We start from the raw sequence: 17024 nt of genomic DNA, 5'->3' as shown, positions 1-17024 counted from the left end.
ATCTGAAGGAAACCAAGAGATGACCGGTGACCTGTTTCCGTCCTGGATGCTGTGGGCGCTGCTGTCGGCCTGCTTCGCGGCATTGACCGCCGTCTTCGCCAAGGTCGGCGTCGAAGGCGTCGGGTCCGACATGGCGACGCTGATCCGCACCGCCGTCATCTTCGCGATGCTGATCGGGATCGTCGTCTCGTCGGGGCAGTCGCTGTCGCCGTCGGCGGTGTCGGGCAGGACATGGCTGTTCCTCGTCCTCTCCGGTCTCGCCACCGGGGCCTCCTGGCTATGTTATTTCCGCGCGCTGAAGTTGGGGCCCGCCTCGCAGGTGGCGCCGGTCGACAAGCTCAGCGTCGTGCTGGTCGCGGTTTTCGGCGTGCTGTTCCTGGGTGAAAAACTGTCGGCGCCGAACTGGCTGGGGGTCGTGCTGATCGCCGCCGGGGTGATTCTGCTGGCATTCAAGTGACGCCGGTTTTCCGCACCTGAACGAGCTACCTCACCAAGTCCTGCGCGAATGAAAATCATTCTTATTATCATAGTGACTTTTCGGCAACATTGCCGATTTCCACCCCGAGACGCCCCCTTCCGCCGACATCGACCCGCCACCGCAAGCACACGTCATCTTATTGATAATTAAACATAAATTCCATAATCCGACGCAGCCTGCCGCCGCCGCGACCCAGATGACCAACCACGCGCATTCGGCGTGAAAGCCTTTCCGTTCGCCCGCGGCGGCTGTCCTCCCGCCCTCCAACTCAGAATGCCTCTCAATCTCAGCTGTTGCAAGGAAGGCCTATCCCATTGGTAGAAGGCGCTCCAGCGATCGTCCAATCCACCTTGGCGCATTTCGGGAGAGCTTGATGCGACAGACCACGTCCCCCCATGGACTGAGACCCCTTCTGGCAGGTGCCGCCGCCACCGCCAGCCTTGCCATGAGCTTCGCCCTGCCGGCGACGGCCGATGCGCAAGGCACCGGCACGGGATCGGGAAATCCGGGGACCGGTCCGACGCCGCAACGGTCCTCCGGCGACGCCTTGCAGCTCGATTCGATCAAGGTCGATGCCGCAGCGCCGCAGACCGGCAACGTCAACGCCGCCCCAACCGGCGTGTCCCGCCTGCCCGACACGGTCAAGGACACGCCCCGCGTCGTCAACGTCGTGCCGCAGGAGATCATCGAGCAGCAGCGCGCCACCTCGCTGGAACAGACGCTGCGCAACGTGCCGGGCATCACCATTTCGACCGGCGAGGGCAACGGCGGCCAGAACGGCGACCAGTTCCGCATCCGCGGCCTGACCGCGCGCGGCGACATCTACACCGACGGGCTGAAGGATTTCGGCGTCTACACCCACGACGTCTTCAACACCGAGACGGTGCAGGTCTTCAAAGGGCCGTCGGGCAACGGCTTCGGCGTCGGCAATTCCGGCGGCGTCATCAACCAGGGCACCAAGAAGGCGTCCCTGCAGCAGAAGGCCAAGGTGGAGCAGTCGGTGGGCAGCGGCCCGACCTACCGCACCACGGTGGACGTGAATCAGCCGCTGAGCGACACCGCGGCGCTGCGGGTGAACGGCCTCTACCACACCCAGAACGTCCCCGGTCGTGACGATGTGGACGCCGACCGCCGCGGCATCGCCGCCGACCTGGGCCTGGGTCTCGGCACGCCGACCACCTGGCATCTGAACTACGCCTTCCTGAAGGGCGAGAAGACGCCCGACATGGGCCAGCCGATGGTGCAGGGCCGTGACGGCATCTTCCGTCCGGCCGCGGAATACGGCCTCAACCGTTCGACCTCCTATGTCCGCACCCTCGACCGCGACGACACCGAGAACCACATCCTCACCTCGTCCTTCGCGCATGAGGTGAACAAGGCACTGTCGGTCTACAACGACTCCCGCTTCAGCCATTACGAGCGCAACATCGCCGCCACCACCCCGTCGCCCCTCAGCGGCGCCGCCGCGACCCAGTTCCTCGCCGGCCGCGACGTGGCGCTTAGCTATGGCGCCGGCGGCGGCATGGCGTTCAAGCAGCAGGGCTTCGGCGTTCAGAACGTCACCGGCGCCAAGGTCGACGGCGATCTGTTCGGGCTGCGCCACTCCCTGAACGGCGGCCTCGACGTCAGCTATCAGCGCGACAAGCGCGAGACCGGCACCTGGGTCAACCGGGTCAACAACCAGACGGTCCGCAACCCGACGCGCAACTACTCGGCCAACACCGCCATCATCTATCCGGAAAGCGGCGGCCGCGAGGCCAGCGTGACCAACGCCGGCCTGTTCGTCACCGACCGCATGTGGCTGTTCGACACGCTGTCGGTCCAGGGCGGCCTGCGCTGGGACTATTTCCGCACCAGCTTCGGCTCCGCCTCTCCGACCATCGCCGGCGGGCAGGCTTCCGACCGCACCTGGAGCCCGTCGGTCAGCCTGATCTATGAACCGACCAAGGAGTCGTCGGTCTACGCCTCCTACTCGCGCTCCTACAAGCCGATCGGCACCGACATCGCCGCGGCGGTCACCAACGGCACGGCGGAGACGCCGAACGGCGCCCGCAGCTTCGATCCGGAACAGACCGACCTGTACGAGATCGGCGGCAAGGCCGACTTCCTGAACGGCCGGCTGGGCGTCAGCGGCGCCATCTTCCAGGCGGAAAAGACCAACACCTACTCGGTCGACCCCGCCACCGGCACCGTCACCGACGGCTTCTCCGAAGCCGGACTGGGTGTCCGCGTCCGCGGTTTCGAGGCCAGCATCAGCGGCAAGCTGACGGAAGGCTGGAGCGTCTACACCAACTACGCCTATCTCACCGGCAAGGTGACGGAATCGCGCACCAACGCGGCGCTGGTCGGCCATGCCGCCCCCAACGTGCCGAAGCACAATGGCAGCCTGTGGACGACCTACGAGTTCGATGCCGGCAGCGTCGGCAAGTTCACGGTCGGCGGCGGCGTGCAGGTGGCGTCGGAATATTGGACGGACAGCGCCAACACCGGCCGCCTGCCCTACACCTTCTCGGCGGATGCGCTGGTGTCCTACGAGTTCCGCAACGTCTCGGTGGCGCTGAACGGCTACAACCTGACCGACCACCGCAACTACACCTCGGCCTTCAACGCCAGCCGCGCCGTGCCGGCCTCCGGCCGCACCGTCATGCTGACCACCGGGCTGACCTTCTGATCCGTCGCCGCATCGCCTGAAAAGTCGGCCGGGCCGCCCCCGTAACGGGCGGTCCGGCCTCTCTTGTACGAGGAACCACCCCATGCTCCTGCAGATCCCCGACATCCTCACCGCGGATGAGATCGCGCAGTGCCGCACGGTGCTGGAGGCATCGCCCTGGGTCGACGGGCGGGTGACCGCGGGCGATCAGGCGGCAAGCGCCAAGCGCAATCTGCAAATCCCGGAGGAGAGCGACACCGCGCGGGAGCTTGGCACCGTCATCCTGCGCGCGCTGGCCCGCAGCCCGGCCTTCAATTCCGCCGCCTTGCCGCTGCGCGTGCTACCGCCGATGTTCAACCGCTACGACCACGCCATGACCTACGGCTATCACGTCGACAACAGCATCCGCGCGATCCCCGGAACCGGCGGCATGCGCATGCGGGCCGACGTGTCGACCACCATCTTCCTCAGCGATCCCGAGGAGTACGAGGGCGGCGAGCTGATCGTCGAGGACACCTACGGCACCCGGCCGGTCAAGCTGCCGGCGGGGCATGCGGTGGTCTATCCGTCCAGCAGCCTGCATCAGGTCAGCCCGGTGACGCGCGGATCGCGCTGGGCCTCCTTCTTCTTCACCCAGTCGATGGTGCGCGACGACGGGCTGCGCGCCATGCTCTACGATCTCGACATGGCGATCATCGAGCTGCGGCAGGAGTTGGGCGACAACCACCATGCCGTCCTGTCGCTGGTCAACCATTACCACAACCTGCTGCGCCGCTGGGCGGAGGTGTGAGGACGGCTCCGATGCGGTCCACCTCCCGCGACATCGGCCCGGCGGACACCCTGCTGGCGCTCGGCCAGTCCTGCCTCGACCGCGGCGAGGGCGGGCAGGCCTTCGCCTGGTTCCGCAGCGCGGCGCGCGGCGGCGACGCCCGCGCCATCAACCTGCTCGGCCGTTGCCATGAACATGGCTGGGGCGTTCCCGCCGATCCCGTCCAGGCGGCGGCCCATTATCGCAAGGCGGCCGATCTCGGCGACGGCTGGGCGATGTTCAATCTGGCCGACCTCCATTGCCGCGGGATCGGCGTCGCCAGGGATGACGAGGCCGCCTATCGGCTCTATGCCGCCTCCGCCGCCAAGGGCAATGCCAAGGCGTTGAACATGCTGGGCCTGTTCCACGAGAGCGGGCGCGCGGTGCCGGCCGACGAGGCCGCGGCGCGTGCCCTGTTCAAGGCGGCGGCGGAGGGCGGCGATTGCTGGGGCCGCTTCAACCATGCCCGCCTGCTGATCGGGGACGGTGCGAGGGAGGAGGCGCTGCGCTGGTTCCGCCTCGCGCTCGACAGCGGTTTTCCCGACTTCTACCGCAGCATGGCGGCGGCCCTGGCGCCGCATCCCGATCCGCAGATCCAGGCGCTGGCCGCCGAGGCCCTGAGGCTGGCCGAAAGCCGGAAGGAGGCTTGTCGATGATCGTCCCGCCCGACACCGTGTCGCTGTCCGACTATGAGCGGCATTTCAACGGCCGGATCGATCCGGCGACCCGCGCCTACATCGCCGGGGCCGGGGCCGACGGCATCACCCAGCGCGCCAACCGCGAGGCCTTCGACCGCCTGCGGCTGATGCCGCGCGTCCTGCGCAACCTGTCCGGCGCCACCGCCCGATCCGAGCTGTTCGGGGAAGTGCTGGATTATCCCATCGTCCTGGCGCCGATGGCCCACCACAGGCTGGTCCATCCCGACGGCGAACTGGCGACGGTGGAGGCCGCCGGCCTGACCCGCAGCTGGATGACCGTCAGCACCCAGGCCAGCGTCCGGGTAGACGAGATCGCCCGGCGGGCGACGGCGCCCCTGTGGTTCCAGCTCTACAGCCAGCCGCGGCGGGAGGACACGCTGACCCTGGTGCGGCGGGCGGAGGATGCCGGCTGCAAGGCGCTGGTTCTGACGGTGGACGCGCCGGTGAACGGGATGCGCAACATGGAACAGCGCGCCGGCTTCCGCCTGCCGCCAACCATCGCCCCAGTGAACCTCGCCGGCCTCGCTCCCGACGATTTCCGCCCGGCCCGCCCCGGCAGCCCGGTTTTCCAGGGCATGCTGCACGCCGCCCCGACCTGGGACATGGTGGCGTGGCTGTGCAGCGAAACGGGCCTGCCCGTCCTGCTGAAGGGCATCCTCAATCCCGAGGATGTGGAGCCCGCCATCGCCGCCGGGACCGGCGGCCTGATCGTCTCCAACCATGGCGGCCGGACGCTGGATACCCTACCCGCCGGCATCGACGCCCTGCCGGCGGTGGCGGAGCGGGCGGCCCGCCGTCTGCCGGTCCTGATGGATGGCGGCATCCGCCGCGGCACCGACATCCTGAAGGCGCTGGCGCTGGGCGCCGACGCGGTGCTGGTAGGTCAGCCGGTGCTGCATGCGCTGGCCGTCGGCGGCATGGCCGGCGTCGCCCACATGCTGACCCTGCTGCAAACCGAACTGGAGGTCGCCATGGCGCTCACCGGGCGGCCGACCCTGCCGGACATCGATCGCTCGGTGATCTTCGGCGGCTGATCGCGGCGCCTGATTGCGGTATCAAGCCGCCCGGACATGGCGGAGGAACTCCTCCGCCTGATCGCGCAGGGACAGCGCCTGCCGGCCCAAGTCGGCGGCGGCGGCGCGGACTTCAGAGGCCATCACGCCGGTCTCGTGCGCGGACTGCGAGACCTCCTCGATGTTGTGGGTGACCTCCGTCGTGCGGTCGGCGGCGCGCTGGACCGACTGGGCGATGTCGGCGGTGGTGGCGCTCTGGTGGTCGGCGGAGACGGCGATGCGGCCGACGAGGTCGCTGACCGACAGCACGGTGCGGCCGATCCCTTCGATGGCCTCCACCGCATGGCCGGTCACCGCCTGGATTTCCGCCACTTGGCGGGCGATGTCGTCGGTGGCGCGCGCGGTCTGGTTGGCGAGCGTCTTCACCTCGCCGGCGACGACGGCGAAACCCTTGCCGGCCTCTCCCGCCCGCGCCGCCTCGATGGTGGCGTTCAGCGCCAGCAGGTTGGTCTGCGCCGCGATGTCCTGGATCAGCGTCACCACCTCGCCGATCTTGCTGGCGGCGGCGGCCAGCCCGTCCATCGTGTGGTTGGTGCGGGTCACCTCCTCCACCGCGCTGCGGACCATGCGGGCGGACTCCTCCACCTGCCGGCCGACCTCGCCGATGGAGCTACTCATCTCCTCCGCAGCACCGGCGACGGTGCGCACGTCGTCGCTGGCCTCGCCCGCCGCGGTGCTGACGGTGTGGGCGCGGACGCTGCCGGTCTCGGCGATGTCGTGCAGGCGCTGGGCATTGGCCTGCAACTGCGTCGTGGTGGCGCTCAGCACGCCGACGACGCCCAGAAGCGAACCTTCGAAAGACTGCGCCACCTCCTCCATCGCCGCACGGCGTTCCTGAACCGACCGCGCTCGCTCCGCCGCCTGGGCCTCGTGCAGTTGGGCGACCTCCAGCGCGTTCTCCTTGAACACGCCGAGCGCCCTGGCCATGCCGCCGATCTCGTCCTTGCGGCCCAGCGCCGGGATGGCGGCCGACAGGTTGCCACGCGCCAGTTCCTCCATCGCGACACGGATACCGGACAGCGGCCGGAACATGCGACGCGCCAGCAGCAGGCAGCCGGCGGCGACCAGCAGGGTGACGATGGCGCTTATGACCGCGATCATCGCCTGGGTATCGCGGATCGCCGCGAAGAACTCCGCCTTCGGAATGCCGACATAGAGGATGCCGACGACACGGCCGTCCGGCGCCTTGATCGGGTCGTAGGCGGTGTAGAAGGGCGTGCCCAGAATGTCGGCCTGCCCGCGATAGGGCACGCCGCGCCCCAGCACGGCGTCGTAGACCGGACCCTTCGCCAGCGTCGTCCCGACCGCGCGGCCGCCGTCCGGCTTCAGCACGTTGGTGGCGACGCGGCGGTCGCCCATGAACAGGGTCGCGGTGCCGCCGACCAGCCGCTTGACCCGATCCACCGGCTCGAAGAAGTCGTTCAGAGCGCGCTCGCCGGCAAACAGCTTGCCGTCATGCGCATCGAATGCCTGTCCATACTGGTTCAGCACGTCCCAGGCGACGCGCATGTTGGTTTCCTGCCGCTCCATCGCCACCCGGTCGGCATAGCTGGTCAGCAGAAATTCATTCACACCGAATGTAGAGAATGCAAGCAACAGCAGCCCACCGCCGCAGAGCATCACAGTCTTGCCCGCAAGGGACAAAGCCCTGATCGTCATACCCAATCCCCGATTTAGTCCCGCCAACGGCGCCTTGCTCTTCTTTTGCGGCGTATGCCTTTTCCGGCACCCATGTCAGACAGGAAAAACGGGAGAATACTTAAGAAAAAGTTAGAATAAATTCCTGACTTCTCTTCGGGTGATTGTCTCAGTCATACGGATTGATCGAAGGGCAACGATCACTTCGAAAGCTTAGTTCAACAAATTGGCCGCCGTTGCGCCATCGTTGCCGGTCGACGCGCTTGCCGGGGAGGATTCCGTCGCGGGCCATCGCCGTGCCGGTCCGTGGCGACGGATCTATGGAAATGGTCATATGATTGGGATCCGACATGCCAAGGAGGCTCACAGGCGAAGGCGGACAACTGCCCCCTACTGGGTCCGGCCGGTCGCGGTCAGGCTGTCGACGATGCGTACCAGTTCCACGACGGAGCGGGCCTCCATCTTGCGCATGGCCTGGCCGCGGTGCAGCTTCACCGTCGCCTCGCTGAGTCCGAGATCGTCGGCGATCTGCTTGTTGCGCAGACCGGACACCACCATCAACGTGATCTCGCGTTCCCGCGGGGTCAGCGTGTCGAAGCGGGCACGCTGGGTGGTCAGGCCGCGCTCCTGGCAGCGGCGCTCGCCATGGGCGGCGATGGCGGCATGGATGGCGTCCAGAAGCTCCTGGTGATGCACGGGCTTCGTCAGGAACTCGAAAGCTCCCGCCTTCATGGCGCGCACCGACATCGGCACGTCGGCATGGCCGCTGATGAAGATCACCGGCAGGCTGTTGCCGGAGCGCGCGAGTTCCGCCTGGAAATCCAGGCCGCTGCGCCCCGGCAACCGCACGTCCAGCACCATGCAGCCGACGTCGATGGCCGGCCGCTGGTCGACATACTGCTGGACCGAGCCGTAGCTCCTGACCTGCAAGCCGACGGAATCGAGCAGCCCCTCCAGCGCCTCGCGGACGGCTTCATCGTCGTCGATGATGACGACGGTCTCTACCGCGGCCACAGCCTCCGCCTTCCTCACCATCACTTTCCTCCGGGCGATACGGGCAGCACGAATTCGAACACGCTCCCGCCCGACGTGCCGGGCGTCGCGGTCAGCCGTCCGCCATGCAGCTCGACGATCGACCGGCTGATCGACAGGCCCATGCCCAGCCCGTCGGGCTTGGTGGTGTACAGCGCGCGGAAGATGGCGTCGATGTCGGTGTCGACGATGCCCGGCCCGCTGTCCTCGACCCGGACGCGGAGCCAGCCGCCGTCGCTGCCGGTGACGATGCGCAGCCGCCGTTCGGGCAGATCGTCGGCGGACATCGCCTCGATGGCGTTCATCACCAGATTGAGGACGAGCTGCTGCAACTGCACCCGGTCGCCATGGACCCAGGGCGGACCGGCCTGAAGATCGGTTTCCACCGTGATGCGGGCGCGGCGCAGCTCGGCCCGCACCAGTTCCAGCGTGTCGGCGGTCAGCGCGCTGATGTCGACCCAGCCGGGATCGACCGGAGTCCGGCGGGCCAGCGCGCGGATGCTGCGCACCACGTCGCCGGCCCGCTGGGCGTCGCGCACGATCCGCTCCACCACCATGCGGGTCTTGTCGAGGTCGGGCTGAGGCTGCGACAGGTGCTGGAGGCAGGTTCCGGCATTGGTGACAATGGCCATCAGCGGCTGGTTCACCTCATGTGCGACGGCGGCGGCCAGTTCCCCCATCATGGTCAGCCGGCCGATATGGGCGAGGTCGGCCTGGGCCGTGCGCAAGGCCTCGGCGATCCGGCGGCGCTGGGTCAGATCGCGGAAAACCAGGATCGATCCGACAAAATCCCCACGGTCGTCGATGATGGCGGAGCAACGCTCCTCGACGACGATCCCGGCCGGCAAAGCATCCGCATCCCCGCCGCGCGGCAACAGGCGGGATTGCCGTTCCGGCGGGGCGAAGTCGCCGCTGCGCAGGACGACGGCGGAGAAATCCTCCAGCGGCTGCTGCGTTTCCTCGTCGACCACGACGAAGACGACCGACAGCGGCTGTCCGGCGGCCTCCGCGGCGGTCCAGCCGGTCATCGTCTCCGCCGCACGGTTCATGAAATCGACCCGGCCGTCGCGGTTGCACAGAATGACGCCGTCGCGGATGCTGGCCAGAGTCGCAGCATAGCGCCGCTCGCTGAGGCGCAGCCTGGTGTCGCTGGCATGCTTGTACAGCGCCATCTGGATCACGGTGCGCATCTGCGGCTCTTCGAAGGGCTTCAGCAGATAGCCGAAGGGCTCCGTCAGGCTGGCGCGATGCACGACCTCGTCGTTGGCATAGGCGGTCAGGAAGACGATAGGGATGCGGTGGGCGTCGCGGATCCGGCGTGCCGCCTCGATCCCGTCCATCTCCCCTTCCAGGCGGATGTCCATCAGGACGAGATCGGGTTGCTGGCTGCAAGCCATCCGCACGGCATCCTCGCCGCTGGCAGACATGCCGACAACCACATGACCCATGCGGGACAGTTGATGCTGAATATCGCGCGCAACGATGCGGTCGTCTTCGACGATCAGGATGCGTGCCGCGATCATTGACTTCCCCGATTGCGCCCCTTCAAAGGAAAGGTAACGATGAATTCTGAACCGGCACCCGACCTGTACTTCAATGCACCGTGCAACTGACTGGTCAAGTCCGAAACAAGCTGAAAGCCTACGGACTCCATCCTATCGGGATCGCATCCTTCGGGCAAGCCCACGCCGTCGTCCCGGACGGACAGGCGGCACTCCTGCCCGTCGGTGGTCAGGGCGATCCGCAGAACCCCACCCTGCCCGCCCGGAAAGGCATGCTTCAGCGCGTTGGAGATCAGTTCGTTGACGATCAGCCCGCAGGGCACCGCGCGGTCGAGGTCCAGCTTCAGGTCGTCGAGTTCGGTTTCCAGCCGCACCGCCCCGGCATTTCGGGAATAGGCGCGCAGCAGATGGGCACAGACCGATTCCAGATGCTCGCGCATCGGCACCCAGGCGAAGTTGCCCAAACGGTAGAGGCTTTCGTGCACCAACGCCATCGAGCGCACGCGGTCGCGGCTGTCGGCGAACAATGCTGCCACCGCCTTGTCCTCGATGCGGCGGGATTGGAGGTTGAGCAGGCTGGTGACGAGCTGGAGGTTGTTCTTCACCCGATGGTGGATTTCCTTCAGCAGCGCGTCCTTCTCCTCCAGCGTCGCCGTCTCCAGCGAGGCCGCCGCCTGGGCGCCGAGCAGGGTCAGAACATTGACCCGCTGCGGGGTGAAGGCGTAGGTCGCCAGCGCATTCTCCAGATGCAGCAGTCCGACGACACGGCGGCGGCGGACCAGCGGCAGACACAGGATGGAGCGCGCCTCCGTCTCCTGGAAATAGGGATCGGCGGACAGCGGGCCGGCGGCGCGGGTGTCGTCGACGATCACCGCCTCCTGGTCACGGACGGCGCCATGGATGATGGTGTGGGGCAGCGGGAAACGGTCAGCATCCTCCTGCACCAGCCGGACCGACACGCCATAGAGGCCGATGGTCGCCTCCGCCTCCACGCGCAGCCGTTCGCCGCGGGCAAGGATCAGCAGGCCGCGGCTGGCGCCGGCATGTTCCAGCACCAGGGTCAGCAGGGTGGCGGTCAGCTGCTCCACGCCGGCCTGATCGGAAACGGTGCGCAGCGTCTCCAGAAGAGAGGCCAGATCGACCCCATCGAACCCACGCGGGGCCTCCGGCATCACCGCCTCGCCCGACTCCAGCGTCAGGGAGGGATGGCGGCGGGCGAGCTGCCGGACCTTGCCCGTCGCGCCCCAACGGGCGTAGCGGTCGGCCGCCTCGCGGATGCAGGCCAGCTCCAGCGTGGGAACCCCCATCCGGCGGTAGAGGCCGGCGGCGCATTCATGGGCCAGCGCCTCCACATGCGGCAGGGCGTTGCGGCGGGCGGCCAGAACGGCGCGGTCGTAGCCGCGCATCGCATCCTCGGTCCGCCCCTGCGTGCGTGCCGCCTCCGCCTCCGCCAGGGCGAAGCGCGCGTCGAAGCTGTCGGGGCTGTGGCCGGCCCATTCGCGCAACTGGTTGAGATGGCGGGACAGCGCCACGGCATGCCGGGCGCGCTCCTCCGGCTCCGCCCCGTCCATCGCCCCGGCCCTGGCCAGGGCGGCGTGGAAATGGAACTCCGCCATCTCCCAATGGCCCGAGGTGGTCCACAGAAGGCCCTCGGCGCGCTCGGCCGCCTCGACCGCCGCCGCCATCCGGCCGGCGATGCAGCGGAGCTGGAGCGTGCGGATCCAATGCCAGCAGGTGGCGATGTCCAGGCTGGGGTTGGCCAGCAGCCGCGCCTCGAAGGCGGCATTGTCGAAGCCGCGCCCGTCGAAGGAGCCGAGTTCGTCGGTCCGCCCGCGCAAGGCGCGCACAAGCTGCAACTGGGTCGTCAGGATGTCGGCGCACAGCCCGAACTTCACCTGCCGCACATAGGCGAGCCGCGCCTCCGCCGTGCGCTGCACCGTCGCCAGCGGATCGCCCGACGCCAGCATGCTGGTGACCAGCGTCACGCTGGTGAAACCGCCATAGGTGACGTCGCCGGCCTCCCGCGCCTCCTCGAAGGCGCGCAGGAGCAACGGCCGCTCGCTGCGGATGTCGCGGGTCCAGGGCACGACATGATAGGCGAACGTCATCAGCACCCGCGCCCGGTAACGCGTCCGCCCGTGCCGCTCCGCCAGATCGTAGCCGAGCCGGCCGAACGCGTAGCCGGCGTCATAATCGCCGAAATAGGGGCCGGCCATCATGCCGAGATAGGCGAAGCCCAGGGCGGAAGCATCGCTGCGCCCATGCTGGAGCGTCAGGTTCGCCATCCGGCAGAGGATCAGGCAGACGAGGTTACGGTCGCTGAAGAAGGCGGGCGGCAAGGCGGCCGCCAGCACGTCCAGCGTCGCCCGGCTGTCGGGATCGTTCACCGCCGACAGCGCCGCCAGCGAACTGATCGGCCGGCCGCCGATAGCCTCGCGCAGCCGTGCGTACTCCTCATGGGCCAGGGCGGCCGGCGGGTGGGCCGGCCAGTCGATGCCGGCACCGCGCAGATAGGCGAGGCAGGCGTCGATGGCGCGGTCGCTGCGGTCGATGGCGGTGTAGACGGTCACCAGCAGGGCGGTGATGGCGGCGCGGTCGGCCGGACATCCGCTCCGCCCGACCAGCCCGAGAAGCCGCAGTTCCGCCCGTTGCAGGTCGCCGCTGAGGAACTCGCATTCGGCCTGGAGATGTTCCAGCGCGAAGGCCAGCCGGTGCCGCCGCTCCCACTGGCCGCCCTCCAGCAGGCGCAACCCGGCCAGCGCATAGGCGAGTGCGGAGCCGTGGGCACTGGCGGCCTTGGCCTGATGACCGGCGGCGAGGTGGAGCGTCGCCACCTCCTCCCGCTCGCGCCCGTCCTGGATCAGGGAGAGGCAGCGGTCATACTGCCCGACCAGCGCGAACAGCCGCCCTCCCGACAGATCGGCGGCGAAACCGCGATGCAACGCACGGGCGATGTCGAGATGGAGCCTGCTGCGCCCCTCGGCCGGCACCAGCGCATAGGCCCCCTCCTGCACCCGGTCGTGGAGGAAGCGGTAACCGCCGTCGCTGCGCAGAATCAGCCCTTCGGCCAGAACCGGCTCCAGATCGCGCCTGGTTTCCGCCTCCGTCAGGCCGGCGGCAAGCGCCAGGGTCGTGAGGGGAGCGCTGGCGCCCAGCGCGGCAAGCCGGGCCAGCAGGTCGCGCGCCCGCGCCGGGAAGCGCCCGAGCCGTTCGGTCATCAAGGTGGCAATGCTGGCGCCCGACCGGGCCGTCTCCACCGCCGCCATGTCCCAGTCCCAGCGCTTTGCCTCGCGGTCGAACCACAGCCGGCCGGAGCGCTCCAGCGCGGTCAGGAGCTGCACGGCGAAGAAGGCGTTGCCGCCGGTCCGCTCCTCCAGCAGGGCGGCCAGCGCCGCCACCTCGTCCGGCTTGCGGTCCAGGCTGTCGGAAACCATCCGGCGCAGGTCGTCGGACGACAGCGGTCCCAGCGCGATCTCGCAGCAATCGATTTCCGCTTCGGCAGGCTCTGCCGCCGAACGCCTGATCCGCTCCAACAGGGCAGCGAGCGGGTGGTCCGGCCCGACCTCGTCGCTGCGGTAGGCGCCAATCAGCAGCAGATGACCGATACCGCCGTCGGCGACCAGCCGGTTCAGCAGATCCAGCGTCGCGTGGTCCAGCCATTGCAGATCGTCGAGGAACAGCACCAGCGGGTGGTCGGCGCGGGCGAAGAGCTGGAGCACGCGGCGGAACAGCAGGTCGAAGCGGTTCTGCGCCTCCTGCGGCGGCAGCGGCGGCACCGCCGGCTGTTCGCCGATCAGCAGGGCGAGGTTGGGGATCAGCGCGGTCATCAGCGCGCCGCCGTCGCCGACCGCGTCGGCAAGGCCGCGGCTCCACTGGTCGCGGTGCGGAACCGGCAGGGCGAGGAGGCGCGCGATCAGGCTGCGGAAGGCCTCCGCCAGACTGGCATAGGGGAGGTCGCGGCGGCCCTGGTCGAACTTGCCGGCGGCGAACAGGCCACGCGGCGGCACCAGTTGTTCCTCCAGCGCATGGACGACCGCCGACTTCCCCACGCCGGACCGGCCGGAAATCAGCACGATGCCCATCCGGCCCCGCCCGGCGACCCGATCGAAGGCGGCCTGGAGCACGGCCACCGGTTCCTCCCGGCCATAGAGCGAGGCGGGCGGCTCCAGCCCCTCCGGCAGGTCGCGGCTGCCGGGCGGGAAGGCCGGGATGCGGCCCTGCCCATCCCAGAGCTGGAGGGCGTGGGTGAGGTCGCGGACAAGGCCGTCGGCGGTCTGGTAGCGGTCCTCCGCCGTCTTGGCGAGCAGCCGCAGCAGAATGCCGGACATCGCCGGCGGCAGATCGGGAGCATGGGTGGCCGGCGGGATCGGCGCGCGGGCGAGATGGCTGTGGACCCACTCCATCGCATCGCGGGCGGCGAAGGGCAGTTCTCCCGTGAACAGCTCGTAGAGCGTGACGCCCAGCGCATAGAGGTCGCTGCGCCGGTCGACCGGACGGTTCATCCGCCCCGACTGCTCGGGCGCCATGTAGGGCAGCAGCGCCGCCGGCCGCTCCACCTCCTGCCGTTGCGGGGCCGACAGGTCGGCGGCGCGGCCGAAGCCGGTCAGCCGCACCGCGCCATCCTCCCCGACCAGCAGGTTGAAGGGCCGCAGGTCGCCATGCAGGATCCCGCGGCGGTGCAGCCGCGCCACCGCGGCGGCGATGCGGATCGCCAGGGACAGCCGCTGGCGGAATGCCCCGGCGGATACGGCAGGCATGGACAGCGACAGCGCCGGCAGCGGCTGCCCACCCGGATCGGCCAGGGTCAGCACCGGCACGGCACCATGGCGCAGCAGCTCGAGCGGCTTCACCGCCCAGGCGGGGTCGAGCAGCGGCGACAGCTCATGCTCCTGCCGCAGGCGGGCGAGCACGGCATCGGTGGGCACACCCGGTTCCGCCATGCGCGCCAGGATCGGAAAGGGCTGGCCCGGTCGCGTCACCCGCAGCAGCCGGGTTTCCCCATCGCCGCCAAGCGCGTGGGTGCCGGAGCCCGTCTCCGTCAGATGGTCTAGACTGGACTCCATGAAACGGCCCTTCCCCAGCACAGCCTCGGCAGGATAGCGGCATTCCGCCGCAGTTGGGGAAATTGCCGCGATGCGCCGGCAGGGCGATCAGGCACAGGGGATTTCGGCAAGCGCATGGGACGAGAGACCCGCCGGCAGGCCGGCATCGACACCGGCATTGCGCCGCCGCCAGCTGCGCGGCGAAATGCCGACCAGACGGCTGAAGGTGCGGGTGAAATGGCTCTGGTCGGCGAAGCCGCAGGCCAGCGCCACGTCGGCCAGCGTCTGGGATCCGTCGCGCATCAGCGTCTTCGCGTGGTCGATCCGCCGGTGCAGCAGCCACTGGTAGGGCGTGGTGTTGGCGGTACGGCGGAAAGCGCGGACGAAATGCCCGACCGACAGCCGGCATTCGGCGGCAAGATCGGCCAGCCGGATCTCGCCGTCGAGATTGGCGGCGATCATCTCCTTCACCCGCCTCTCCTGCCAGGGCGCCAGCATGCCGCCGGTCCTGGCGGCGCTCACCCGGCCATAGGCGGTCACGACATGGGCCGCCAGCGCCGAACAGACATGGTCGAGATACAGCAGGCTGATCCGCTCCGGAAACTCCAGTGTCGGCAGGATGGCCGATGCCAGCGCCCGCACGGTCGGATCGTTGACCGGACTGCTGGGCGCAATCGACAGATCCTCCAGCCGGCCGCCATGGACATCGGGGCAGGCGCTTTCCAGCGCCGTGCGGGGTAGATGGAAGGTCAGCGTGTCGAAAGCCGTGTGCATGTGGCAATCGATCTTGCGGCGGTAGTCGTGGATCGAGGTCAGCCCGGCGATGTTGGCGGGCTTCTCCACCAGCCGGCCGTCGACCCAGACGTCGGAATGGAAATTGGACAGATGATGGCTGACCAGAAAGGCGTCCTCCGACGCCGGGCTGAAATGGCCGACGCCGCCCGCCATGCAGCGGATCCGTGCAACCCCCACCGTGCCGCTGCCCGAGCCGAGGATCAGAACCTCCGGCTCATCCGGCGTCGGAACGTAGCGCATCCGCAGATTGGACTGGTGGGTCGAGGCCATGGGGCGTCTCCGTTGGCTTGCGCGCGTCTTCCCACGGAGAGGAAGCACCGCCCGGCTTGCCCACACAGAGTAAGCGCGACCATGTGCCGCACACCACTAGACACAGATTAACCCCGGCAGTGTTTAGGTCGAGCGACCCTAGACCTTGGTTTAGGGTCTTGGCCTTCGATGCAGCGAATACCGGATTTATACTGCGCGATCACTAATTTAGCAAAGTCAGCAGAGATGGCGGTCGAGTGCCGCGATCACCGTTCCGGGTGCCGACAGGTGGGGCAGATGCCCGGATGCCTCCAGGATCTCCAGAACGCTGCCCGACAGATGGTCGCGCAGATATTCCGCCGCTTCACGGGTCACCGCGGCATCCTCCCGGGCTTGCAGGAGGACGGCGGGCACCGTCACCTCGGCAAGGCGGCTGCGGACGTCGCTGCGCAGCACGGTCAGCAGCAGCGACAGCGCCATGTCCGGACGCATCGCCCGCAGCGAGGCGGCGAATTCCCGCACGACCGGATCCTCCGCCGGGCGGGAAACGACCAGCTGGCCGAATTGGACCGTCCACCGCATGTAATCCTGCGTGGCATTGTCGATCAGGGTATCGATGCCGGCGGCGTCGAAGCCGCCGCGATAGTCGCCGATATTGCGATAGCAGGCCGATCCGCCCAGCAGGACCAGCTTGGCAAACAGGTTCGGCATCCTGATCGAGGCGAGCACCGCCACCATCCCCGCCACCGAATGGCCGATGCAGATGCACTTCTCGATCCAAAGGGTTTCGAGGATGGCCACCACATCGCGGGCATAGGCGTCCAGCGTGGCGTAGCTGGCATGGTCGTAATGCATCTGGTTGCCGGGACCGATCCCGGCCAGATCGAACAGCACGATGCGATAGCGGTCCTGCATCGCCTCCACGACGTGGCGCCACGCCGACTGTTCCGTGCCGAAGCCGGGAATGAGGACCAGCGTTTCCGCCCCCGATCCGACCACGGAGACCTTGTGGCGCTCCAGAATCGAGGAACCGTTTTCGATCATGTCGAGCCCCCGATC

11 protein-coding genes are annotated in these 17024 nt (G+C 68.5%); 5 read left to right on the top strand and 6 right to left on the bottom strand.

Annotation, left to right across the window (positions count from 1 at the left end; translation table 11 throughout):
* The first annotated feature begins 19 nt into the window (after positions 1 to 19).
* The 5 genes from VH569_RS24265 to VH569_RS24245 all read left to right on the top strand — a co-directional run bounded on the left by VH569_RS24265 (position 20) and on the right by VH569_RS24245 (position 5668).
* Positions 20 to 457, top strand: a complete 438-nt coding sequence (locus tag VH569_RS24265) for an EamA family transporter (RefSeq protein WP_109050726.1) — start codon at positions 20 to 22, stop codon at positions 455 to 457.
* A gap of 394 nt (positions 458 to 851) precedes the next feature.
* A complete protein-coding gene (locus tag VH569_RS24260; RefSeq protein WP_423318599.1) occupies positions 852 to 3149 on the top strand; it encodes a TonB-dependent receptor in 2298 nt (765 codons plus the stop codon).
* 82 nt (positions 3150 to 3231) lie between these two features.
* The gene (locus VH569_RS24255; protein ID WP_423318597.1) at positions 3232 to 3918 is read left to right on the top strand and encodes a Fe2+-dependent dioxygenase; all 687 of its coding nucleotides are present in this window, start codon (positions 3232 to 3234) and stop codon (positions 3916 to 3918) included.
* 11 nt (positions 3919 to 3929) lie between these two features.
* Positions 3930 to 4592, top strand: a complete 663-nt coding sequence (locus VH569_RS24250) for a tetratricopeptide repeat protein (RefSeq protein ID WP_423318595.1) — start codon at positions 3930 to 3932, stop codon at positions 4590 to 4592.
* Complete coding sequence (locus VH569_RS24245) at positions 4589 to 5668, top strand: alpha-hydroxy acid oxidase (RefSeq protein ID WP_423318594.1); 1080 nt, start codon at positions 4589 to 4591, stop codon at positions 5666 to 5668. The genes VH569_RS24250 and VH569_RS24245 overlap by 4 nt, the downstream gene beginning before the upstream one ends.
* Before the next feature lie 21 nt (positions 5669 to 5689).
* Here the strand turns inward: VH569_RS24245 and VH569_RS24240 are convergent, their stop codons facing one another.
* The 6 genes from VH569_RS24240 to VH569_RS24215 form a co-directional block, all read right to left on the bottom strand.
* Positions 5690 to 7279 (bottom strand): methyl-accepting chemotaxis protein, encoded by a 1590-nt coding sequence (locus VH569_RS24240; RefSeq protein ID WP_423318592.1) that lies wholly within the window; start codon positions 7277 to 7279, stop codon positions 5690 to 5692.
* Positions 7280 to 7735: 456 nt separating this feature from the next.
* On the bottom strand, positions 7736 to 8380 hold the full coding sequence (locus VH569_RS24235; RefSeq protein ID WP_423318590.1) for a response regulator transcription factor: 645 nt from the start codon (positions 8378 to 8380) through the stop codon (positions 7736 to 7738).
* The gene (locus tag VH569_RS24230; protein ID WP_423318588.1) at positions 8380 to 9900 is read right to left on the bottom strand and encodes a response regulator; all 1521 of its coding nucleotides are present in this window, start codon (positions 9898 to 9900) and stop codon (positions 8380 to 8382) included. Before VH569_RS24230 ends, VH569_RS24235 begins: the two co-directional genes overlap by 1 nt.
* Entirely contained in the window at positions 9897 to 14942 is a 5046-nt protein-coding gene (locus tag VH569_RS24225; protein ID WP_423318586.1) for an AAA family ATPase, read from the bottom strand. Before VH569_RS24225 ends, VH569_RS24230 begins: the two co-directional genes overlap by 4 nt.
* 87 nt (positions 14943 to 15029) lie before the next feature.
* Complete coding sequence (locus tag VH569_RS24220; RefSeq protein ID WP_423318584.1) at positions 15030 to 15986, bottom strand: helix-turn-helix transcriptional regulator; 957 nt, start codon at positions 15984 to 15986, stop codon at positions 15030 to 15032.
* 216 nt (positions 15987 to 16202) lie between these two features.
* Complete coding sequence (locus VH569_RS24215) at positions 16203 to 17009, bottom strand: alpha/beta fold hydrolase (protein WP_423318583.1); 807 nt, start codon at positions 17007 to 17009, stop codon at positions 16203 to 16205.
* Between the last annotated feature and the right edge of the window lie 15 nt (positions 17010 to 17024).

Origin of the sequence: Azospirillum sp. 11R-A, assembly GCF_049472615.1 — a bacterium.
Lineage (GTDB): Bacteria > Pseudomonadota > Alphaproteobacteria > Azospirillales > Azospirillaceae > Azospirillum > Azospirillum palustre.
The sequence above is the reverse complement of the archived record's forward strand: the minus strand, read 5'-3'. Positions and strand labels throughout refer to the sequence as shown.